Origin of the sequence: Ornithinimicrobium avium (assembly GCF_003351765.1) — a bacterium.
Lineage (GTDB): Bacteria > Actinomycetota > Actinomycetes > Actinomycetales > Dermatophilaceae > Ornithinicoccus > Ornithinicoccus avius.
Genome location: NZ_CP031229.1, coordinates 1,631,558 through 1,654,021 on the forward strand (window position 1 = coordinate 1,631,558; position 22,464 = coordinate 1,654,021).

Here is a 22,464-nt window from a genome sequence, read left to right on the forward strand (position 1 = left end):
TGCACGGCGTGAGACACGTGGGTGGAGGTGGCGGAAAACGCGCTCAGAACGCCCTGACCTGCGGCAATAGGCACCATGAAGCGTGTGCCAGTCCTGTGACAGTGCAGCAACCCTGCACGGTGCAAGCTCATCGGTGGTCCTGGAGTTGTCACAGGCGACCGGGCAGCGGGGTCACCGTCGAGGGCAGGACCCCGCAGGCCGGGCAGGCGTCCTCCCGTGCCATCATCTCGATCACGACCCGCACCCGGTCGCCGGCTTCCCGCTCGAACACCGTTGACGACGAACCCGTCCTCCAGACCGATCAGCACTAACGCATCGGCAGACATGCTCGTGGCTCCATCAGCTGAAGGTGGTCAGATACCATCAGCATGCCTGGAGCCACGAGCTCTCACGTACCCAGGCCCACCCGCTCAAGTAGGGACTGATGCTCCTATGGGGTGTCAAGCCGCGGCAAGCCATGCCCGGTAGCGGTCGGCGAAGTCGTCGTCGCGGCGCCTGCTGAGCTCGAGCTCTCCTACTCGTGCGGGCCAGACGCCCAGGGCTGTGGCCGCGTTGGTGAGGGTGATGTTCTTGGCCTGCCTGCTCGGTCGCAGGTCGGAGTAGTCCGGGACAGAGCAGTGGCCGGTGAGGGCCTGGAAGATCTCGCGGGCGACTGCGCGCTTGAGCGCCCGGTACACCGCGGGCAGCGTCCATCCCTTGTCCAGGTGGCTGTCGCGGTATGCGCGGGTGGCCGGGTCGTGGGTCATGCGGTTCTTCGCGATCCGGTGCAGGGCAGAGTTCGCCTGCCGGTCGCCTCCGCGGGAGAGCCGGTGGCGATCGGTGCGTCCGGAGCTGACGGGCATGGGTGAGGTCCCGCACAGGGCGGCGAACGAGGCCGAGCTGCGCAGCCGGTCGGGATTGTCGCCGGCAGTGATGAGCAGCTGGGTCCCGGTGACGGGTCCGACGCCCTTGATGGCCATCAGTCCGGGGTTGGCCCGGGTGGCGCGGGCGAGCATCCGGGCCTCGATGTCCTTGATCTCGGTGCCCAGGTCGCGGTGGCGGCGTGCCAGGACGCGCAGGGAGTACAGCAGGTCCGCCTCGTCAGGGTCGAGGCACCGGCCTGGTCGCAGGCCGGCCAGGACACTCAGCAGCTTGGCGTCCGGCAGGTTCCGGTAACGGTCGCGGACGGCGGCGGGGGCGTTGACGAGCACGCAGCCGATCTGGCGCCAGGTGGCCTGCTGGGCCTTGATGGCCGAGCGTCGAGTGATGTTCAGCGCGCGCAGGGGCTCGATGCTAGCGGACTTGGGGTCGGTGCGGGCCTCGCCGGAGAGCACGGAGCGGGCGGCACGCTAGGCGTCCAAGGCGTCGGTCCTGCCCTGCTTGCGGCGTTCGGCCGGACGGGTCCGGTTGACCTCCACGACCCGGATCCCGGCTCCAGTCAGCTCGGTGGCAATGCCGCGGCCGTAGCTGCTGGTGCCCTCCACTCCGACCGCGGCCAGGGGGCCGTGGCCGATGAGCCAGGCAACTGTGCGCCGGTAACCGGCCTGGGTGGTCGGGAACTCCTTGTCCTCCACGTGCTGGCAGACCTTGGTGATGACGGCCACGTGGATGGTGTCCTTGTGCGAGTCGATACCGCCGAATCGTCCTGGTGCATCAGTCATGATGGTGCTGGCCCTTTCTGATCCGAGGGGTCTGCACCGCCCGGGTCGGTCAGACAGGACATGCAGCAGGCTCGCGTCACCCGGCCCCGAGCGACCGGTCTTCACCGGGCTCCTCGGTCAGCACGTCCTGGTCCTGCCGTTCCTGCGCCTGGCGCAGCCGGGCCGCGGAGCGGGCCTCCGCCGCCCGGGCCACCCGTCGCTCGTCGATCCGGTGCCGCCTGTGGCGTGCAGCCTCCTCGCTCATCTGCGGTCGTCCTCTCCCGTGGTGCTCGACGTCTGCATGTTCATGCCCGACCGTGGGCGTGCCGAGGCCCGTGCGTGCCTCTCCGGCCCCCGGGTCCTTCTGACGGCCTGGTCCGTCGGTCTGGTCGAGGGCCTGGAGGGCGGATCGGAGGAAGCGTCCGGTCGCCCGGGCGGACGCGTGGGCGACCCCGGCGAGGTCGTCGTCGCCGCGCAGCCCGGACGAGACCGGGTGGAGGGCGCGCGCTGCCGCGTCCAGGGCTGCCGCCGCCGTGCCGACCCCACGGTTCGCCCGCACCTGTGCCGACGCGGACGCCGCGGTCTCCCTGTCCCGGGCGCCGAGGTCGTGGGCGGAGCCGGCTGCCGTGCGCAGCTGGCGCCGCAGCTCCTCGGCCTCGTCGATCACCACCCCAGCATCCAGCGCCCGGGACCTACCGAGCTGGTCGACCCAGGCGGCATACCGGTCGGCGGCTGCACCGACCTGGTCACGCAGCCGCGACAGGCCAGGGGCCTGGGTCGGTGCCTCCGGGTTCATCTGCCAACCCCCGGCGCGGTAGCGGTCTGGTCCGGGAACGGGGCCCGGGCGTGGTGCGCGGCCATCCGGGCCGTGGCGGCCCGGCACAATGTGTCTACCCGGCCACGGGCACGGCCGCTGTCGGCCTGCGCGGCGGCCAGGTCCCGCCGCAGCGTCTCGCCGACCTCGAGAGCCACGGACAGGCGACGGTCCACGGCCTCGACCGGGAACCGCGGCACGGTCCCCTCCGATGCAGGGACGCTCTGGTGGGCGTGCTCGGCCGCCGACGTCAGGCGGACCACGGCCTGCTCGAGCACGGGACGGCAACGGACCAGTCCCTCCTCCAGGACCGCCAGCCTCGCGCCGAGGGTGACGTGGTGGACCAGGTCCTGCCCGGCGAGGTCCGGGCGGACCGCCGCCATCGTGGCGGTGGCGGTGCGGATCTCCTCGACGGCCTCGCCGAGGAGCCGGTGGATCTGCCGGCCGATCAGCACGGCGTCCTGACAGGCCTCGGCCAACTGGTGCAGGGGCGCACGCAGCTCGGCCTCGCGCGACCGTTCCTGGCCACGTTCCTGCACGAGGACCACCCTCGACAGGGCCCAGAGGGCCTGGGAGGTGAGGTTCTCCATGCCGCGGGCGGCGTCCTGGGCGACCGCGACCCTGTCGCCAGCCTCCCTCAGCGCGGACCGGGTCCTGGAGGAGACCCGCTCCCACCCATCCCGGTCCAACGGCCCGCCCGGCTCACTCATGCCCTTCCACCTCCAGCACCGCCCGCAGGTCCGTCTCGACCTGCTCCAGCAGCTCCTCCACCCTCGCGGCGGCCTGCCTGGCCTCGTGCAGGTCGATGCCGGCGCGGGCCAGGGGCCCTGCCTCCGGGTTCTGCGTGCTCATCTCTGGCTCCTTCCTTCTCTCCCAGGACGGGTCTGCGTGCTGGGCCTTTCCGTGCGGATGCGGCCCGGCCGGGCGCATGGGGTTCACGGGCCGATCCCCGGTGAGGGCCAGGATGGGCGGCCGGTGCCGTGCCGGTGGGCGTGCATCCGTTCGCGCGCGGCCCGGGAGGTGTCGTCGCCCGGTGGCACCGCGGTCCGGGTCTGGCTGGTCACGCGGGAGAACGCTGCGTCGACCCGGTGCCCCTCCCCCGCAGCCGCCCGCAGGGTCTGGGCGAGCAGGTCGACGTGGACGGGTTCGACCCTGGACCGGTCGGCCGGGACGGCCTCCCGTGCCTCGGCCCCCGAGCGGCCCAGGGCCGCGCTCGTGCGGTCCAGTTCCAGTCGGGCCTCCTCCAGCAACCGGTGCAACCCCAGCGCCGTATGGTGCAGCCGTGCCCGCTCCTGACGGTCCGGTTCCGTGCGTGGCTGCCACTCCTGCACGGCGTGCCGTGCCGAGGTCAGTCCTTCCTGGGCCAGCGACAGGTCTGAGGCCACCCGCGTACCGGCCCTGGCCGCGGCCTCGCACAGGTCGGCGAACTCGGACAGCAGCATCCGACGGTCCACGGCCGGTGGCCAGTCACCGCCACGCTGGGCCCAGTCGACGTCCTCCAGCCGGCGGGCCGCGCGCGCGATACCGTCCTGCAGCTCCTGGATCCCCTCCCCGGCCCGAGCCAGCACGTGACGCAAGCCCGTCAGCGCCGCGACCGTCTCCTCCCGGTACCAGCCCGGCAGCCGCTCCACCGACGGCGGACCCCCACGGTCAGTCATGCGGACGGTCCTCGCGCATCGCCCCGGGCAGTGCAGGGAGGGCCACCGCCCCGGCGGTCCGGGGCCCGGCGCTGACGGACGCAGGGCTGGCGCGTGTGCTCCCGGCCCGCGTGCACGTCCACGCAGTCGGCCACCGTGTGCCCCGGTCGGCAGCCCGCCCAGATCATCGCCGGCCGCGATTCGTCCGCCTCATACGACCTGAAGCGCCCCAGCAGCCCCCGCGGGTCTCAGCCAACCGTGGAGCCCTCACGGCTGGGGGTTGTCCCCATGCCGGATGACCTCAGGCGGGTCGCAGCTGCGCCGCGCCGACCTGGAGGAGCTCGACGCGACCGTCCTCCTCAGCCACGACAACCCACGCCGACCACCCGTCCGCGTCCCGGACCCACGTGAGCACCAGAGCCGCCTGCGGGCCGGACCGGCCGGGCAGCCGCACCCAGGCATGGCGCCGACGAGGCATCACCGGGTCCTCCCGCACAGGCCGCAGCCAGGGCCTCGCCGGGTCCTGCCCCTTGCCCACTCCCCGGTCCGCGAGCGGAACACCAGGACCCCGACGCGGGTACGCACCTCCTGCCACCCAGCCACGATATCGAACGCCAGTCCACCACTCGTGCGGGCTCACCATGCTGCGCCCTGTGGGATGACACCGCCATCTGCGCGCGGGACCATGGGCTCGTGCAGCTGCGAGTGGGACAGCCTGACGGGCACGGCCGGTACGGCATGGTCGACGAGACGGCCGACGGCCTGCTGTGCCACGAGTGCGGCCGCCGGTTCACCCACCTCGGGCTGCACGTGTCCAAGGCCCACGACCTGACCGCCGACGAGTACCGGCGAGCGCACGGCCTGAGCCGTCGCGGCCTCGTCGCCAAGGAGACCGCGCAGACGATCGCCGCCAACGCGCGATGGACCATGAGCACCCGGGAACGGTTCATCCAGGCCCGCGACCCCGCCGCCGCCAGCGCGGCGCAGCGTAGCGGCCCCAATGCCATCTCGCCCGCCGGCCTCGCAGCGATCCGACAAGCAGGCAGGGACCGCCGCGGGCTCTACCGGTCCGGGACCGTCGTCGTCTGCGAATGGTGCGGCGTCGAGTTCTGCCCGCTCATCGCAGCCGCCCGACGCCGGTTCTGCAGCAGGTCGTGCGCGGCCCGAAACAACCGTCGCCGGCGCAGAATGCCTCTTCCAAACGCGGACGTTGCGCGGTGAGAGTGCAGAGCCCACCGTGAGACGCCCGCTCGTCCGCGCAGGTCAGGGTGACAGTGATCGGAGATCCGATCCCATCGTTCCAGCCCGTCACCGCTTCCGGCGGAGGATCCCTGAGCCGCGCTATGTTCGGGCGATGAGCGGTACCGGTGTCTTCTGCCTCGAGGGCGAGTGGGACAGGAATCTGCGCAGTCGGCTCAGCGTCGAGCCGCAGTTGGACATGCTCAAAGAGGCCGGGTGAGTGCGCCGCGGTGATCCACCGGGACGTCGCCACGCGCAAGGACTTCGAGTACTACCTCCAGACCTGGCTTGGGCGCGGCTACGGTGCCTACACCGTCGGTTATCTCGCCTTCCACGGAGAGAGACGGACCCTTGCCCTGCCAAGTGACGAGGACATCACCCTCGACGACCTCGTCGAGATGGTCGACGTCAGGGGCGACGGCAAGATCCTCTACCTCGGCTCGTGCAGCGTCCTGGCGGGACGAGGCCGAAGCTTCGAGGAGGACCTGAGGCAGTTCTGCCAGGCCACCGGGTTCCGGGCCGTTGTCGGGTACGCCAAGGACGTGGGGTGGATCGAGTCCGCCGCCTTCGACTTCCTTCTCCTGCCCGAGCTGCTCAACGGGAAACACACGAACACCCTCCACGACCGGCTCGAGGCCAGGTACGGCAGGCTGGTCCAGACTCTGGGCCTGCGGATCGCGACGAGGACGAAAGTCCAGGTCTGGAGACAGACCCCGTCAACCGGGACGAGTTAGGGGGACGAGCCAGATCGGCTCCCCTAGGAACGGCGAGATCGAGAACCAGCCCGCAGGACGGTGGGCAAGGGGCAGCGCAGGGCGTCGGCCGCATAGGCTGACGACATGGTCTTTGGACGCGTCAGCCGCGTCCACAGACCTCTGCGGGTCATGGTCCCCGTCAGTGGCTTCACCAAGAGGTGGTGTCCGTTGCGTTTCAACCGGCCCCTTTACGAGAAGATCCACGACTAGGCTGAGGTGGACGCGTACAGGGTCGAATTCGAGCGGTTCTCGGCGACCGAGCTCAAAGACAGCCACGGCGCGGTTCAGGAGATCGTCCACAAGTTCGTCACCGGGAGCACTTCACGCTTGAGATCATGGTGATGGGCACGGCCGCGCCGCAGAACGTCGACATCGTCGACGACCGGGGCGAACTGTGGCGATCCCAGGGATGTCGCGCAGGACGGAGTCTTCTACCGGATCTCCGACAGCAGCCGCGGGTTGAGGGCGATCACGGGGGTCTGTGCACTTACTGGTCGGGTCGAGATTTGTTGCGGGCAGACCGGGTGAGGGCATACAAATCTGTGATCTATGAGACAGAAGTGACAGGAGTTGTCACCGGACGCGGGGGGTCAGTCAGTGGTCCTTCGGACGATTCAGGCGTGAACACCAACGAGAAGAAGTCCAACGATCAGGAGTCCAACGACCACTCCTTCCTCTTCCAGGTCGCCGTCCACGTTGTCGGCAGTTGGCTGTCGCCTGGTGGCCTCCCTCTCGACTCCGAGACAGTCATCGGCGCGATCATCATCGCGCAGTTGTGGCGCCTCACCACGCGGGTCGCGTCACTGCCGCAGCCACCGCCAGGACCGCACGATGACCCGGACGTCCCCGAGGACGGGTCTGGACATGGCTGACCCCGGCGTGCCGTGTGCCGGGACACCCGCGGACAACCCTGAGACGATCCAGCGGGTCAGAGGGTGGCCCTTGGACTCGCTGAACGGCTGGTGCGCGGGCCGGGCAGGGTCCCACGTGTCGGCGGGCGCACGCCCGACGCACGCTGTGGGCAACGCGCGTATGGCACCGAGAGGTCCGAGAAGTGGGTTTCGATCGGCGGTCGGCGCAGGGTCCAGCTCGAGACGCAAACGGTCGGGGCGGCCATGTCCTCCGGCTCCACGGCCAGGTCCCTCCCAGAACGAGCTCGATCCTTGCCGTTCCGCGCGTGACCGCTCGTGAGACCGGACCGTGCATCGGTGAGTGCGCGGTGCTCGGCCGCTGGTCAGGGCGTCCGCGATCGGATCGGGTATCCGATCACAGGGGGAGACAAACCTCTGCACCGTTCGAGTGGTCACCCGATGCTGTCGAAGAAGTCCTCGTCCATCCTGTGCAGGGCGACCCGCTGCTCGACCTGCACGCCGACCTCGTAGCGGACCAGCAGCTCGGCCAGCAGCGCGCCGTCGATGAGCTCGATGCGCGCGTTGATCCGCTCGGCCTCCGACCGCGCGCCGGTGGTGAAGCTGGAGGTGGTGATGTACACTCCGCGGTCGCCCTGCTTGCCGAGCAGCGCTCCGGCGAACTCGTGGATGCGGGGTCGGTCGACGGTGCGGTCGAGGGCGTAGCGCTTGGCCTGCACGTAGATCCGATCCAGCCCGAGCGGGTCCTGGCTGATGATGCCGTCCACCCCGGCGTCGCCAGAAGCACTGGTCCGGGCGATGGTCCCCAGCCGTCCGTAGCCCATCTTCTCGAGCAGGACCATCACCAGGTCCTCAAACCCGGTCGGGCTCAGCGCCAGCGCGCGGTTCAGAACCTCGACCTCCAGCGCCGCCCTGTTCTGCGAGACAGCGGCCTGGACAAGCTCCTGCGGGGTGGCCATCGCGTCCTGTGCAGTCTCGACCCCGGAGGGTGTGTCGGCGACCACCTTGGTCCGCTCCTTGAACGCCCGGTAGCCCGGGTAGTCCTCGAGCACCTTCATGTCGATGCGCTCCGGGTGATGTGTCAGGGCTGCACGGCCCTGCGGGGTGATCTCCACCTGCCCCCGGACCGGCCGCTCGATCAGGCCAGCCTGTGCGAGGTAGGTCAGTGCCCAGCTGACGCGGTTGTCCATCACCCGCTGACGACCGCTGGGGATCATCTGCTCCCGCTCCTCCGGTGTCAGCGCGAACTCCGTGACCATCGAGTCCTTCACAGCACGCGACCGGACCACCTGCCCGTCCCCGAGGTGAGCCAGGACCGGGCGCATCAGGCTCTGAAAGTCCGGGATCGTCATCTCAGGCCTCCTTCCACGTGGGGTCGGTCAGAACCTTCAGCTTGGGTAAGGCATCGACCGCCTTCATCGTCTCCACGCTCACGGTGACGATGCGGGCCAGCAGATCGAGGATGTAACGGGGGTCGGCGACCTCGCGTGACCAGTCGTTGGGGTCGTTGACGATGCCGGAGGCCTTGTCGGTCTTCACCTGGTACCGATCCATGATCCAGTCGACCGCCGACCGCGACCCGAGCATGTACCGGTACGCCTCTTCGGGGATTCCGCTCAGAGTGATCCTCGAGTTGTAGACGATGCACGACCGGTCCGCCACCAACTTCTTGTTCTGCGGGTCGCGCACCTTGGCGAAGCGCATCTTCTCCACGCGGAAGAAGTCGTACGCAGGGTCGCCACCGGGTCCTTCGACGTCGAGCCCATCCAGGGGGTATGGCGTGATGGTCTCGTAGCCGAGGTGCAGGTCGCTCAGGCGTCGACCGGCCTCCATGTATGGCGTGGGGTCGGCCACGAGCGGGATGCGCGGCAGGGACTTCTTCAGGTCAGCTGCGTACGACTCACGGTAGTCCGGTGAGTGGAGCAGTCCGTAGCAGTAGTGAAAAATGTCGTCCTTGGTGACCCGATCGCCGTAGGCGTCCCAGAACATGCGCAGGGCATGGTCTGTGATGTTGTCGATCTTCCGGTAGCCGTCGATGACCTCGCCCTCGTCCGAATCGAGGGGCAATAGGCCGTCATCCTCGACCTTTTCGTACCGCCATCGGCTCCAGACTGCTCCCCCGCTCCCGGCCCCGGTGAGATGCAGGTTGGGTGCGACATCGGTAATCAATGCCGAGAAGGGCACGGCAGAACTGCGCCCGACCGTGTAAATGAATATTCCGCCGAGACGTGCTTGGGACACCGTGGGGCCAAGTCGCTCGATTAGGGAGGAGTCTGGAAGCAGAAACTGCTTCGTGAACGGCCGGTAGGAGGTCGGTACCGGGGGGGTGGACGGCATGGGTATGGGCTGCCTCCGACCCAGCAAGTCGCGCAGCCCCCTTGACCAACTGATCTCGTGCGGGTCGGCTGCCTTTTCGTCACCAGCTAGGAGGGCCTGATGGTATGCGACGAGCATTCGGGCGACGTTTGCACTCACGTCCTTGGATGAGTAGCCGGAGACCCAAGCGTCACGTGAGGTTGAGTAGCCGAGGGTTCGAGTCGCAAAGACCTCATCATCTAGGGAAGCGAACGTCGTGAAGGCTGCAGACCGTTGGTTAAGCCAGTCCCCCTGTTCGTTCGGGGCGATGGCCGTGGCGGACAGCCTGGTGACGGAGCCAGCTTCGGCGATTCGGGTCAGTTTCTCGTCGCGCGTGAGGTAGTCGCCGATGTCGGTGTACTGGATCGCGGCTGGTCCCGTGCGGGTCGGGTCCTTGACGAGGACGGTGATGGCGACGGTAGCCCGTGAACCGCCGCCGAAGATCTTGCCGCCTTCCATGCGGGACTGCTCACCGGCGGTGCGCTGGTTGCCGCGGAGGTTGTAGACATGGATGGCGCTGAACTCTTCGGCGAGGGTGAGGCGCATACCGTCCATGGCGTTGGAGTCGAGCCAGCCACCGTTGGTGACGTAGGTGACGACGCCGCGGTCCCCGATGCGTAGGGAGGCCCAGCGGATGGCGCGGATGTACGAGTCGTACAGGTTGCGCAGCAGCGTTGCCGTCGATCGAGCGGCGTACGTGTCGCGGATCGAGGCGTCCAGGTGGGGATAGGACTGGTTAGCGTTGTCGTCATTGGCTGAGTCCTGGCCGACGGAGTAGGGCGGGTTGCCCACGACCACGGTGATCGGGAGTTCCCGTTGGCGTGCGATGCGGGCGCTGGTGGCGGGGAAGACGGTCAAGGCGTCGGTGTCGCCGTCCTCGTAGGACTGGAACGTGTCCGTCAGGACGAGACCAGGGAACGGCTCGTACCCGGCGTCGTCGAGTCGCCCACGGACGACGTCCTGGTAGGTCGACTCGATGTTGACGGCAGCGATGTAGTAGGCCAGAAGGAGGATCTCGTTGGCGTGCAGCTCGGTCGCGTACTTGCGGGCCAGATCGTGCGGCTCGATCAGGCCGAGCTGGAGGAGGCGGACGATGAAGGTGCCGGTGCCGGTGAACCCGTCCAGGATGTGCACGCCCTCGTCGGTCAGGCCCTGGCCGAAGTGGTCGCGGAGCACGTCGTCCGCGGAGCGGAGGATGAAGTCAACGATCTCGACGGGCGTGTAGACGATGCCGAGCCGGTCGACGGTCTTCTTGAAGGCGGTGGCGAAGAAGGTGTCGTAGAGCTGGACGATGAGTTTCTGCCGTCCCTCGGCGGTGTCGACGCCTTGGACGCGCATGCGGACCGAGTCGTAGAACTTGGCCAGGGAGTGGTTCTCGTCGTCGAGGTTGTGCTCGTCCAGGACGGTGAGCATCTTCTCCATGGTCTGGGCGACGGGGTTGTGCTCGGTGAAGGCGTACCCGGCGAAAAGGGCCTCGAACACGGGCCGGGTGATGAGGTGCTGGGCGAGCATGTCGATAGCGTCGGCACGGGTGATGCCCTCGTTGAGGATGCCCCGCAGCCCGTCGAGGAAGTCGTCGAACTGAGCCGTGACCTTCGGGTCGCCGCCGTCCAGGAGTGCGGTGATGCGGGTGGTGTGCCGGGTGGCGATGTCGGCGATGTCCTTGGCCCACTCCTGCCAGTACCGGCGGGAGCCGACCTTGGCGACGACCTTGGCGTAGATCGCCTCGCGCCACTCGTCCAGGAACGCCAGCGGCAGCGCGCCCTGGGAGCCCTGCCCGTCCCGGTCGCCACCTTCACCGTGGCCGGGGACGCCGATGACGTTGACCTTGTCGTCGCGCTGCTTGACCAGCTCGATCCGGTTGACCATCGCGTTGAAGCGTTCGTCGTGGGCGCGCAGGGCCTGCAGGACCTCCCAGACGACGGCGTACTTCTTGTTGTCCCGCAAGGCTTCTTCCGGGCTCATCCCGGCCGGGATCCCGACGGGAAGGATGATGTAGCCGAACTCCTTGCCCGGTGCCTTGCGCATGACCCGGCCGACGGACTGGACGATGTCGACGACCGACTTGCGCGGGGAGAGGAACATGACCGCGTCCAGGGCGGGCACGTCCACCCCTTCGGACAGGCAACGTGCGTTGGTCAGGATGCGGCAGGTCCCGTCCGGGACGGGTGCCCGGAGCCAGTCCAGGCGGGTGTTGCGCTCTAGCGCGTTGAAGGAGCCGTCCACGTGGCGGATCTCGCAGGCCAGGACCGGGTCTCCACCGGCGTCCTCGAGGTCGTGCGCGGCGGCGTACTGCTTGATGGTCTCGGCGAAGAGGGACTCGATGGCTTTGGAGTCCTTGATCGTCCCGGCGAACGCGACCGCTCGCCGCATCGGGGCCGGGTCAGTCTCGAAGGAGTGCTCGGCAGAGCCCCGTTTGGCCAGCCCGTTCCAGCACCCGACGATCTTGGCGGCGTCGTCCAGGCGCAGCTCGTTGCCGTCGTCGGCGAGCTGCAGCTGGAAGGTGCGCGACACGCTCGCCTCGTCCACCGCGAGGACGAGGACCTTGTAGTCGGTCAGCAGGTCGCGCGAGACCGCCTCGCCGAAGGAGAGGCGGTGCAGCTCGGGCCCGAAGACCTCCTCGTCGTCCATCGACGCCAGCACCGCGGCCGCTTCCCCGGCCTTGGCCTTGGAGGTGTCGTCGTACAGGCGCGGGGTCGCGGTCATGTACAACCGCTTGCGTCCTCGCAGGTAGGTGTCGTCGTGGACCCGGACGAACGGGGACTCGTCCTCCCCCGCCAGAGTCACCCCGGTGGTGCGGTGCGCCTCGTCGCAGACGATCAGGTCGAACGGCCCCAGTCCGCCCTGGGACTGGGCCTGGGCAACCACGTCGATCGACTGGTACGTGGAGAAGACCACCGTCATCGACGAGGAATCGCCCAGGGCCTGGTTCAACCGGGCCTCCAGCACCGCCACGTTCGTCGTGGACGGCAGGGCCAGGTCGACCGCGGAGATGTCCTCGTCCACCGCCTTGGAGCGGGCCGTGGCCTTGCGGTCCGAGCACACCGCGACCGGGGCGAGCGGCACCTGCGCCTCGCTTGCCCACTCCCGCAGGGTCTGCGACAGCAGGCTGATCGAGGGGACCAGGAACAGGACGCTGCCTCCGGCTCCGACCATCTCCTCGGCCAGCCGCAGCGAGGTGAACGTCTTGCCTGTCCCGCAGGCCATGATCAGCTTGCCCCGGTCACCGGTCGTCAGACCGGCCGTGACGGCGTCGATCGCCTCCACCTGGTGGGGGCGCAGCCGTTTGCCCTCGGTGACAGTCAGGTCCTGCGGGGCCGCCCAGGAGAACTGCCCCCAGTCGATCCCTGAGGCCTCCAGGTCGGCCAGCCCGATGCGCCGCACCGGGACCTGCTGGCCCTGCAGCGCGTCCTCGGCGTGGGCGTTCCACCTGTCCGTGGTCGAGACGATGATCCGCTGGGCGAACCCCTCCTTGCCCGATGCCGACAGGAACGAGTCGATGTCACCCTTGCTGATCGTCGACGTCGGTGCGTAGAACTTGCACTGGATCGCCACGTTCGCGCCGGTGAGCCGGTCCACCGCGACCAGGTCGATGCCTGTGTCGTGCTTGCCGTCCCGTCCAGGCCAGTCCTGCCACAGCCATACGTCGCTGAACTGCTCCGCATACACCGGGTCGGTGCGCAGGTAGGAGACCATCAGCTGCTCGAGCTTGGCCCCCTTGTCCGCCTCCGACGTCGCGGTCCCCCGCAGCTCTTCCAGCACCTCGTAGATCGTCGTCGACATGCCCTGATCCTGCCAAAGCCTCAAACCTCGGCTCACGAGGCCTCACCGCACGCCGCGGATCGCCGCTGGCGCCACCTGTCGAAGTCCAAGACGTCCGACCCGGCCCGGTGGTCACCGTCCCCCCACCGACCCAGGTGCGCGAGGACGTAGCCCACGTACTCGACCAGCAGGTCCTGCCACGTCTCATCCCGCTCCACCAACGGTGCCTCCTCGAACTGGGGAAGCACGTAGGCCAGAACGGAGATCCCGAACACCTCGCCCGCCGCGGACCTGACGCTCCTCAGCGCGGCCGACATCTCGTGCGGCAGGCGGTGACGGTGCAACTCCAGCACCTGGTCCCACTCCGTCACCGCGGCCCGGACGTCCTCGTCCAGCACCCCCGGGCTCCTGCCCCACCGCCGTGCCACGTCGCGCAGCGCCCTCAACGCCACGCGCAGCTCGGTCACCGCCGCCGAACGAGCCGCACGAGCCTCGGACTGCCGCGCACGCCGCCCACTGGCCACGTACCCGACCAGGCCCGCCAGCCCGAGGTTCACAAACGTCAAGACCCCATCGATCCACTCCATGGTCAGCAGCATGCCCAGGACCACCGACGAACCTGGGTGCTTGACAGGCAGCGGTCCGGAGGATCGGACACCACCTCCGACCACCGGGCTCCCGACCAGCAGCGCCACGACCGGGTCTCACCGCGGTCGCACCGGAGCTGCGCTCACCGCGCTCCCGCGCCAGTCCTTGGTCCTGCCGGTCGCCCACCGTGCCGGGCCGGGCAGGGTCGTACGGTCAGGACGCCCCCAGGCTGGGCTTCCAGTTCTCAAGGCCCGGGGAGTCGGAAGCTGGCAACCAGAGCACTTCGTACGCGGCGTCGGATTCGCTGAGCTCTTGGCTGCTGGGGTCGACCCCGCCGGTGTACCAAGCCAGGTAGCCCGCTTGCTCCTTCGGGCGGACGACCTGGTCGACGTAGTCCTGCCCGTGCTCCGCCACGAAACCTTGCCCCGTGACGCCGGAGCGGTACGCGGCGATCTCCGGGTCCGTGACGACCGAGACCGAGATTTCGGCGGTCCCCTCTTCGTGCGCAACGTCAGCGATGATCAGCTTCACCTGGTCCTCGAAGTCCTCGGCCGAGGCATCGAGCGAGCGCACGAGGACCCAGTGCTGGTCCAGCTCGCCCAGGATCACGTCCTCGTCGACCGCGACGGTCTCGTAGTCCGGCCCGGCGTAGGTGTACGGCTCAGGCTCGGCCACTGCTCTCTCTTCCTCCGCCGCGGTGTCCTCCGCAGACTCTTCCGCCGCCTCCAGCGTCACCGTCGACGGGGCAGCTGACTCCTGGGTGGGGGCCGCCGCGGTCGCGGTGGGTGTCGAGGCCGTGTCCGCTGAGTCGTCGTCACCCAGCGTTGCGGCGACGATCCCGCCGGTGACCAGCACCAGGAGCAGGCCGCCTACGGCAGCCGCCACGACTCGCTGGGTCTTCGGCCTCAGGCCGCGGAACGCCGTGTAGCCCTGAGCCAGGTAGGTGCCGAGCGTCTTGGGTTTGGTGCGCCGGAACGTCATCTGCGTGCGCAGGGTGCCCGGATCCTGACTCACCAGCTCCCAGCCCTGCTTGCGCCACTTGGCCTCAGCCCTCTTCTCGGTGCCGCGGATCGCCTGCACGACCTTGGTCTCGTACTGCGTCTCCCCGGCGGCTGCCCGGCCTCCGGCTCCCATCTCATCCCTGTCACCCATGCGGGAACAGTAGCGCCCGCACACCGTCTGCCGTGCTGGCCACGCAGGATCTCACACGGTGTCGGCGATCCACCCGGGACGGCCGTGCAGCGGCTAGGTTTCCTTCATGACCGTGATCGCCGGGCCCTGCGAGCGGGCCGCTGCGCCCTTCGTGGCCGCCCTCCCCCACTGCCTGGACGGCCTCACCACCGACGAGGTCTACGAGACCTGCCGCACCAGTGCCGAGCCCGAGCTCAACGACCGCCTTCGGCACGCGGTCAACCGTCTCGTGCGACCACAGGGGTGGCTGTGCGAGCGCGAGGCCACTCGGGGTCAGCTCAGACGCGTCGACCTGCACCTGGTCGAGATGGGCTCGGGCATGACCTTTGCCGCGGTCGAGGCCAAGATGCGGTACGCCACCGACCTTGCCCGCGCGACCGACTGGGTCGTCAACGGACGTAACGGGCTGGCGGCCGACGTCGCCAAGCTTGCCAAGGCGGGGCCCAACGTCCCCACGCTCATCCTGCTCTGGACCCCCTACATCGCCCTGGCGCGATGGGGCCTGAGGTACAAGCGGTGGACCACCGCCACGGAAGAAGGCCTGGTTCCGCTGGATTCTCTCGAGCAGTGTCGGGAGGCCACGGCAGGAGCGCTGCACGCCCTGTCTGACGGGCCCCGCTGGCACGTCGAGGTACATCGCGGCGAGGGCAAGGACGCTGAGCTCACGCTGGACGCCTGGCTCCTGGCTGTGCCCAGCACCACGTAGCCCCCACCCAGGTCCGGCACGCGGCTGCGCACCGGTGGACTTGCTCCGCCCTCTCCCCGACGACGGCCCCGACGGAACCTGGCGCACCAGCATCGAGGCGTAGCCCTTAGGACGGGTATTCGCCCAGCTCGCTGGCGCCGAGACTTCTGCACCAGAACTTCCATCCTCAGCTTCGCCGTCTCAGCGGCGTCGCGCAGCGACCCGGACAGGTCGCTCACCTTGATCCCCGACGTCCTAGCATCAACCCGTTCTAGCGGTATGCAGATCCCCTGGGCGGGAAGCGGTCAAGAAGGAGGACGGCTACTCGAGCTCGCTCATGGCGGCGCGGACCTGCGGTGTCACGTCGACCGCGCCCGGCGCTGCACCAAGAGGTGTCCGGGTGCTGACACGGGCCGCTGTGGCACCGACGTGCGGAACAGCTGTGGCCAGTTGCTGCACCTCGACCGCTGGGACCTCGAGGGCGAGGAGCACGTCGTAGGTGTGGGCGTCGAAGGTGATGAAGACGCACACGTCGAAGTCCCAGCTCCTGAACGGTGAGTACTGCTCGGCACGTGTCGCCCCCGGGACGACGAGCCTGGCCTTGACCTGGATGTTGCGACCGTCGGCGGATTCGACGTCCCAGCTCTTCGCGTTCGACGGAGCCAGGATCCCGCCGTAGGCTCGTTGCACGAGCAGCTCGGCAAGCTCCCCGACAGGGGCGTTACGCGAGCGGGTCACACCCCTCTTCACGAGCTCGGTCAGGATGGACGCGTAGGTCCTCAGCAGTTCCCGAGAACTCATTCCGGCAAGGTCCATGGCGCTGAGTATGCCAACGGGACCAGGCACCCGTCTGCGACGCCCGGGAACCGCCGTCGTCACCACCCGGGGTAGCGGCTCCACCAGCTCGGGTCCGTGGGCGGCGAATACTCCGAGCCGCCCGGGCCCTCGGAGAGCTCCAGGGCGAGGTCTCTGGCCAGGGTGTCCATCACCCAGGCCAGCTCCGATCTGCTGACCAGGTCCACCGGCAGTGCGTCCGCGCCATGACGGGCCCCGAGCAGGGCACCGGCCAGGGGTGTCACCGCCGCCCGACGGTGCGACTGCGAAGCGAGGGTCAGCGCGTGCGTCAACTGCTCGGGCTCGGGGAAAGATGCGAGCACGTACAGGCTTCCGGACAGTGCGGCAAGGGCGGTGGCGTGGGGCGCGAGCCTGGCGAGCAGCACGCCGCTGCCGGGGGTCTCTCTCCCCGCGCTCCAGGCCCTGCACGCAGTGTCGACCACGTCGGCAGACATCGAGGCGTTTGCCACCACGTCAGGCAGCTGATCGAGCTCGCCGCGGTCGATGAAGTGAACGGCCACAGCTGCCGCGACGGCCGCTGCCTCGTGCGCCTCCGGAGATCCGTGCGTCTGAGCGGCCAGCTCTCGGACGAGGTCGAGGGAGAACCCGCCGTCCTTCCAGGAGACAAGAGCTGCGCCAGGAAGGGTCGTGGTCACCGCGTGGTGACCCGCACTGGTCGTCGTGGGGTGCTCCGCCGTGCCGGGGGCAGATTCCTTGAGCGCGGTGACGGTGGCCGGGGCACTCCCCCTGCGTTGGGCGAGGGCTGGAACTCTCGCCAGCCAGCCGTCAGGCCAACTGTGGGAAGAACCAGGTCCCCACTGCTCCCGCATCAGTTCCGGCTCGATGCCTTGCAGGTAGGCCCACCGGCAGCAGGCGTGCCACACGACGGTCGGTGGGTGGCAGATGCCCTTGTGGGCGAAGCGGACGGAGGCCCTGATCAATCCCTCCGTCGTGAACGCCGCCAACTGGCTGCTCACGCCCGCCCGGAGCGGCGAGCTGGCAGGAAGACCGCTGGGAGACGTTCCCACCGCGTCTCCCAGGGTGAGCCCCAGCAGCAGGCCGCGCACCCGCTTGGACCAAGAGAGTTGCCGCCCATCCATGAGTCTCCTTGAGGATTTCTGTGTCAGGACACTGTCGTTGCGACCAGTCACCCGTGACGTCGGTCATGGCGAGCCTGACCCGGGTTCCCGATGTCTGAGCGATCCAAGACTCTCCGGAGCTCGCCAGGGGTCAGCCAAGGCCGTGCCCGATGGATCATCCGGTGGCAGTTGGAGCAGAGCAGTGCGAGATCCCTCAGCCGAGTGATGACCGGACCCGAGGCATGTAAGGGGAGCACATGGTGGACCTCGATGTAGCCATCCCCCAGACCTCCGTACCGGTCGGCGAAGTCGAAACCGCACACCTCGCAGGAGATGGCCAGGCCCTGGGCGACCACGGCATCCAACTTTGCCTGCCGCAGACGAGGGTCCCTCTCACGGCGGAGGTGAGTGGCGGCAAGGACACGGCCCTCGTGAGCACTCAACGCCTCCAGGTCTGGCTCGTCCACCGCCTCAAGAGAGTCAGCGGCCTGGAGCTGGGCACGGATCGTCCGTGCGAGAGCAGACATCCGCTCGGGTTCTTCGATGAACTCCGTCACCACACGGCTCTCGTGACTGCCTCCACGTGTGGGACGGCCGTGGTAGCCCGGGTGCTGGGTCGCGATGTCGAAGGTCTTGCGCTGGACGCTACTGACGCTACGGAAGTTCTCAGGGCGGCCTTCGTTCGCGTGGATGGATGCTGAGCGCAGAAGGGATGAGAGATCCATGACCTTCGGGTTGTACGCCCGCAGCCCGCCCCAGTCGTTCCGTGCGACGAGATCAGCGGCAAGCACGACCTCGTCGTACGTCCAGTCGAACCGGCCCATGCCGCCCATCCTGCCGTAGAACTGGGACCGGAGGACCCTGGTGCAGCTGCCCGGGCTGTCGCGTACGTTTGGCGGACGTCATCCAGTCTGAGCGGAGGAACCAGAGCGGTGACGAGTTCGCGCATGTTCAAGCGGTCGCCTGGGGCAACCACCTGGCGGTGCTTGGTCCCGTCTGGACACGGGGGTCTGCGGCGTCCTGTCGCCGCGCATCTCACCATTGCGTCGAACGGATGTCAGGGCAGGAACTCCCGGACAACGGGACCTGCCAGAGCTTGGCCCGTGAGGCACCCTGTGCGGAGCCCAGGTTACGTACGCGGGCCATGAGCTCTCCGATAGGGCGGGCGTCGGCTCCAGCCTGGCTCGCCCTAGCCATTACCTCCTTGCCCCGCCGCAGCCTCTCGATGAGCGACAGGTCGTCAACATGCGCGGATACGAGGTGAGTCGCCACGTTCAACCAATCCTGGTCTCCGAGCAGGTGATCCCCCTCGTACTGAGTCGTGGCGAAGAGAGGCAAGAACTTGAGCAGTTCTGCGCAGCACTCAGGTTCCTCGTGCCGCTGGAGCATCGTCGCGCGGTAAGCATCGAGGTCTGCTGTGGCTTGGGCGTCGCGTCCATCCGGTGCACGGAACCTTCCCTCCAACGTGACTGCATCGTTGGAGAGCAGCGGGAAGATCGCGCCAACCAAGCCCGGCCAGGACGTCAGCGAGCCGACAGCGGAGAGCCTGACGGTCCCATGTGTCTGCTCAAGCTCGACGTCGCGGAGACCGTGCAGTCCGGCGAAGTAGCGAATGAGCTCCGACCGCGCCCGCCGAGGCATGCGCTCGACAGCAGGCAGAGGACGCCCCGACCTGAGCAGGGCGACCAGGATTCCCCGTGTCATCCCCGTGAAGAACTCGAGGACCTCGAGGACCCGGTCCAGCAGTTCATCCGTCGTGAGACGCACTGATCCGCCTTGGAGGAGGACCTCGCCGTCCTCGAACCCGTAGTCCTCGTGTGCCGAGCTGTCCCTGAGCACCCGGTCCATCACGTCCAGCTCGAGCTGCGGAACCCGAGCGGTGGCTTCTTTCAGTAGACGTCCGGTCCGCCACCGCCAGATGTTTTCGACCGGCTCCCCCGTGACGGCGGCAAGGATGGGTATCAGCGCAGCGCGAAGTCCTCGCTCGCGTACTGACTTCACCAGGTCGAGCGCCAGACCGGTGAGTGTGAGGTCGTCCTCGCCTGACTCCACCGCGGTCGCAAAGGTCGCCTGGCGCGCTCCGACCTGGAGCAGGGCGACCTGCAGTTCCAGCAACGTCGCAGAGTGGTCGAGGACGTCCTCACAGGCCAGGAGCAGTTCTTCCACGGCATGGCACAGTCGCAGATACCGCCTACGATCGACCAAGGAGGAGGCCAAGTCCAGGCCTTCGATCGCGACATGTAGCCCGACGTCGTCGCCAGGCAGTCCCGTGACTTCCTTCAGGCCCTCCCCCAGGCCGCTTAGCGGCCCGCGGGAGAGCCCGCGATGGTGATCCAAGCCCAAGGCCTCGAAGGCTGAGAGCTCCTCCTTCTCAGCCAGTGCCCTGATCTTGTCGTGCCGTGAGGGTTCCAGCTCCCTGCTGCCAAGTTCGATGAGCGCCTGACCTTCTGCATCCAGGCGTTGCGCCTCTGCGATGTCCGGAGCTGTCAAGGTTTCCACCAGTTTCTCCACACCCTCGCGCACCAGGCACACACCGTCCAGCAGGTCAAAGCCGCGATTCCGGTCAGGTCGCAACAGCGGGATCGACAAATCAGCCACGAGCTGGTCGAGCTTCTCGAAGGCCTCGAGCATCGACGTTGCGTCCCGACCACCGCGAGCGGCCGCTGCGAGGGCGCCCAAGACTTCGTCAAGCACATCGGTGAACGTCCCAGCCACGTCCTCGGGGGGACGTCTCGGCGTGACTGCCCGACGTTCATCCCGGAGTCGCCGCACGATCTGAGAACGGCGGTCGAGATCCGGCTGGATCTCATATGCTTCCGCCCGAGCACCGCAGTCGGGGCATGGACGCTTGGCCGTTCGCTGACCACCACATCGTGCGCACGTGCGCACCTGCCAGTGCAACTCCAACCTGTTGCGCCTCGTCATGCAGGAAACCTAGATGGGACAACTGACACACCAGGTCATGGGTGGCTCGGAGGCCTATGGATGAGAGATCTCACGCCTACGGCCTGGGTGCCACCGTCAGGTGAGTCACCCTCCCTGGACTGATCCCTGCCGCCTCGGCCACCCGTGACGGCATGACCCCGGCCTTCACGGCGGCACGCACAACCCTGTCACGCACGCCGCGAGCTCGACGCTCGGCTTCAACCGCACGGGCCAGCGCTGCGGCGGCGTCCTCTACGGCCTCCAGCTTCTGGTGCTCGTGGCGTGCCGAAGCTCCGTTTTCAGGGTCGTGTGACGTCATGAAGGCATCGTGCCGCACAGGCCATGGTCGTGACGTCGGCCGTCCACAGGCCATGGCTGTGCCCGGCTGAAAGCCGGTCAGGGCCGGAGTGCTGGCACATCGTTTGCGATCGGGATCTTCTTGTTCGGGCAGGACCCGTTCACGACGGTGGTGATGGCGTCTTTCTCGGCTTGTGTCACCCACAGCTTGTACTTGGCCTTGACCGCGACCTGGTAGGCGACGTAGTCGCAGCGCACGGACTTGTTGGGCGGCAGCCAGGTGGCGGCGTCACCGTCGCCCTTCTGCATGTTCAGGCCGCCGTCGACGGCCCACAGGTTCAGCGGGTCGTTGGCGAAGTTCTTCCGCTGCTCAGGAGTGATCTGCTGGGCGCCTTTCTGCCAGGCGTCCGAGAGGGCGACCAGGTGGTCGATGTGGATGCCGGAGCTGGTCACGCCGCGCTCGAACCACAGCTTCTGGCCGCTGAAGGGCTCGTTGAGCCACCCGGTCTGGGCGACGCATCCGTTGGTCCCGGTGCGCACCACCAGGTCGTCGAGGTCGCGGCGCAGCACGTCGTTGCGGGTGTCGCACCCGTTGCGACCGCCCTGAACGTCGACCGCGTCCGTCCAGGCCGGTCCGAAGAGGTCACGGTCGTACCCGGTCTTGGGTGCGCGTCCCTTGACGGGTAGGTCGTTCAGGACGGAGATGACCGAGCCAGCCGGTGGGCGGCACGGGGTCGTCGTGGCTCCGTCGGCGACGGCGGCCGGGCCGCCGAGGACGAACCGGGTGGTGACGCCCAGCTCGTCGGTGGCGCTCATGGTCTGCGCGGGGGCGCATGCCTGCCTGACCAGCAGCAGCGGCGAGCCGTGCGCTGCCGCGGCGGGCACCCCGGCCAGGGCGTCGGCGAAGTGGGCACCGGTGGCGTAGAACGCCTCATCCGTTCCCGCCGTCCACACGTTGGTGGCGACCGCGGCTGCGGTGGCGTACCGGTCAGCTCCGGCGTACCGGGTGATCGAGGCGCCCGGGACGGTCTGACGGATCTTGTCCACGACGGTGGTGGGTACCGCGGCCTTGCCACCGAGGACCACGACCTTGCCGGGGTCCAGGACCCGCAGCCGCTCCACGGTCTCGGCGGTCAGGCTGGTCGCGGTCGACAGCAGGACCGGGGCACCCTGGTGGGCTGCGGCTGCTCCTCCGGCCAGCGCGTCGGGGTAGGAGCGCCCCGATGCGACGTAGACGGTGCCGCTGCCCGTGGTCCACAGTGAGGCGACGGCGGCGGCGGTGGCGTAGCGGTCCTGCCCGGCCAGCCTGGTAACGGGCGCGTGGTCGTCGAGGACCTGCACCGCGGCCCTGCCGACGGCCTGCTCACCGCCGAGGACGACGATCTGCCTCGGGTCCAGGCGGGCGAGCTCCTCCTGGACGACAGCAGGCACGGACGTGGGGCTGTTGATCAGCAGGACCGGGGCACCCAGGCGGGCGGCCGCGGGCCCACCGGCCAGGGCGTCGGGAAACGTGGTGCCCAGAGCCACGACGACGACCTCGGCACCAGAGGGGTACAGGTGCTCAGAGACAGAGACCGCGGTGGCGTACCGGTTGCTCCCCCACAGCCGCTCGGTGCTCTGCACAGTCGCCGACACCTGGGCCTGCTCCTCGGCCGCCACCACCGCGGCCCCTGTCGCCGGTGCTGCGACCAGCCCGACCGCGGCAGCAAACGCCGCGAGCCTGCGCGTCAAGTTCTTCATTCACGACTCCTTCGTCGACCGCTGGACCGACCGGCCCATGACAGGACCTTCCCACTCGCCCCCGACACACCCCCG

At 68.6% G+C, this 22,464-nt stretch carries 21 protein-coding genes; 4 read left to right on the plus strand and 17 right to left on the minus strand.

Going from position 1 to position 22,464, the window contains the following annotated elements; genetic code table 11:
* Window positions 1-148: 148 nt before the first annotated feature.
* The 8 genes from DV701_RS19115 to DV701_RS18185 form a co-directional block, all read right to left on the minus strand.
* The gene (locus DV701_RS19115; protein ID WP_267874140.1) at window positions 149-271 is read right to left on the minus strand and encodes a hypothetical protein; all 123 of its coding nucleotides are present in this window, start codon (window positions 269-271) and stop codon (window positions 149-151) included.
* A 169-nt stretch (window positions 272-440) separates the two neighbouring features.
* Window positions 441-1,313 carry a transposase gene (locus tag DV701_RS07365; protein ID WP_114927730.1) on the minus strand — a complete coding sequence of 291 codons (873 nt, stop codon included), beginning with the start codon at window positions 1,311-1,313 and terminating at the stop codon, window positions 441-443.
* 15 nt (window positions 1,314-1,328) lie between these two features.
* Window positions 1,329-1,640, minus strand: coding sequence for an IS110 family transposase (locus tag DV701_RS07370; RefSeq protein ID WP_114927731.1), 312 nt, complete (start codon window positions 1,638-1,640; stop codon window positions 1,329-1,331).
* A gap of 76 nt (window positions 1,641-1,716) precedes the next feature.
* On the minus strand, window positions 1,717-2,415 hold the full coding sequence (locus tag DV701_RS07375; protein WP_114927732.1) for a hypothetical protein: 699 nt from the start codon (window positions 2,413-2,415) through the stop codon (window positions 1,717-1,719).
* A complete protein-coding gene (locus DV701_RS07380; protein WP_114927733.1) occupies window positions 2,412-3,143 on the minus strand; it encodes a hypothetical protein in 732 nt (243 codons plus the stop codon). Before DV701_RS07380 ends, DV701_RS07375 begins: the two co-directional genes overlap by 4 nt.
* Window positions 3,136-3,285: a hypothetical protein gene (locus DV701_RS18180; protein WP_162802876.1), complete on the minus strand. Its 150-nt coding sequence runs from the start codon at window positions 3,283-3,285 to the stop codon at window positions 3,136-3,138. Before DV701_RS18180 ends, DV701_RS07380 begins: the two co-directional genes overlap by 8 nt.
* Before the next feature lie 83 nt (window positions 3,286-3,368).
* Window positions 3,369-4,091, minus strand: a complete 723-nt coding sequence (locus DV701_RS07385; protein ID WP_162802878.1) for a hypothetical protein — start codon at window positions 4,089-4,091, stop codon at window positions 3,369-3,371.
* A 280-nt stretch (window positions 4,092-4,371) separates the two neighbouring features.
* Window positions 4,372-4,548: a hypothetical protein gene (locus DV701_RS18185; protein ID WP_162802879.1), complete on the minus strand. Its 177-nt coding sequence runs from the start codon at window positions 4,546-4,548 to the stop codon at window positions 4,372-4,374.
* Between the two features lie 215 nt (window positions 4,549-4,763).
* Between DV701_RS18185 and DV701_RS07390 the strand changes: the two genes are divergently transcribed.
* From DV701_RS07390 to DV701_RS07400, 3 genes are all read left to right on the plus strand, one after another.
* A complete protein-coding gene (locus DV701_RS07390) occupies window positions 4,764-5,291 on the plus strand; it encodes a MucR family transcriptional regulator (RefSeq protein WP_114927735.1) in 528 nt (175 codons plus the stop codon).
* A gap of 248 nt (window positions 5,292-5,539) precedes the next feature.
* Entirely contained in the window at window positions 5,540-6,043 is a 504-nt protein-coding gene (locus DV701_RS07395; RefSeq protein WP_114927736.1) for a DUF6642 family protein, read from the plus strand.
* 641 nt (window positions 6,044-6,684) lie between these two features.
* Window positions 6,685-6,936, plus strand: coding sequence for a hypothetical protein (locus DV701_RS07400; RefSeq protein WP_114927737.1), 252 nt, complete (start codon window positions 6,685-6,687; stop codon window positions 6,934-6,936).
* 431 nt (window positions 6,937-7,367) lie between these two features.
* On the opposite strand, the gene DV701_RS07405 is transcribed toward DV701_RS07400, so the two are convergent.
* The 4 genes from DV701_RS07405 to DV701_RS07420 form a co-directional block, all read right to left on the minus strand.
* Entirely contained in the window at window positions 7,368-8,285 is a 918-nt protein-coding gene (locus DV701_RS07405; protein WP_114927738.1) for a restriction endonuclease, read from the minus strand.
* A 1-nt stretch (window position 8,286) separates the two neighbouring features.
* On the minus strand, window positions 8,287-13,071 hold the full coding sequence (locus DV701_RS07410) for a DEAD/DEAH box helicase (RefSeq protein WP_114927739.1): 4,785 nt from the start codon (window positions 13,069-13,071) through the stop codon (window positions 8,287-8,289).
* Window positions 13,072-13,103: 32 nt separating this feature from the next.
* Complete coding sequence (locus tag DV701_RS07415) at window positions 13,104-13,616, minus strand: hypothetical protein (protein WP_162802881.1); 513 nt, start codon at window positions 13,614-13,616, stop codon at window positions 13,104-13,106.
* Window positions 13,617-13,851: 235 nt separating this feature from the next.
* Window positions 13,852-14,718 (minus strand): hypothetical protein, encoded by an 867-nt coding sequence (locus tag DV701_RS07420; RefSeq protein WP_228255271.1) that lies wholly within the window; start codon window positions 14,716-14,718, stop codon window positions 13,852-13,854.
* A gap of 178 nt (window positions 14,719-14,896) precedes the next feature.
* Between DV701_RS07420 and DV701_RS07425 the strand changes: the two genes are divergently transcribed.
* Entirely contained in the window at window positions 14,897-15,535 is a 639-nt protein-coding gene (locus DV701_RS07425) for a hypothetical protein (RefSeq protein ID WP_114927742.1), read from the plus strand.
* Window positions 15,536-15,835: 300 nt separating this feature from the next.
* Here the strand turns inward: DV701_RS07425 and DV701_RS07430 are convergent, their stop codons facing one another.
* From DV701_RS07430 to DV701_RS07450, 5 genes are all read right to left on the minus strand, one after another.
* Window positions 15,836-16,330 carry a DUF6998 domain-containing protein gene (locus DV701_RS07430; protein ID WP_162802885.1) on the minus strand — a complete coding sequence of 165 codons (495 nt, stop codon included), beginning with the start codon at window positions 16,328-16,330 and terminating at the stop codon, window positions 15,836-15,838.
* A gap of 59 nt (window positions 16,331-16,389) precedes the next feature.
* The gene (locus tag DV701_RS07435) at window positions 16,390-17,448 is read right to left on the minus strand and encodes an ADP-ribosylglycohydrolase family protein (protein ID WP_114927744.1); all 1,059 of its coding nucleotides are present in this window, start codon (window positions 17,446-17,448) and stop codon (window positions 16,390-16,392) included.
* A gap of 47 nt (window positions 17,449-17,495) precedes the next feature.
* The gene (locus DV701_RS07440; RefSeq protein WP_162802887.1) at window positions 17,496-18,251 is read right to left on the minus strand and encodes an HNH endonuclease; all 756 of its coding nucleotides are present in this window, start codon (window positions 18,249-18,251) and stop codon (window positions 17,496-17,498) included.
* A gap of 211 nt (window positions 18,252-18,462) precedes the next feature.
* Window positions 18,463-20,352: a hypothetical protein gene (locus tag DV701_RS07445; RefSeq protein ID WP_162802888.1), complete on the minus strand. Its 1,890-nt coding sequence runs from the start codon at window positions 20,350-20,352 to the stop codon at window positions 18,463-18,465.
* A gap of 396 nt (window positions 20,353-20,748) precedes the next feature.
* Window positions 20,749-22,389, minus strand: coding sequence for a cell wall-binding repeat-containing protein (locus DV701_RS07450; RefSeq protein ID WP_114927747.1), 1,641 nt, complete (start codon window positions 22,387-22,389; stop codon window positions 20,749-20,751).
* Window positions 22,390-22,464: the final 75 nt, after the last annotated feature.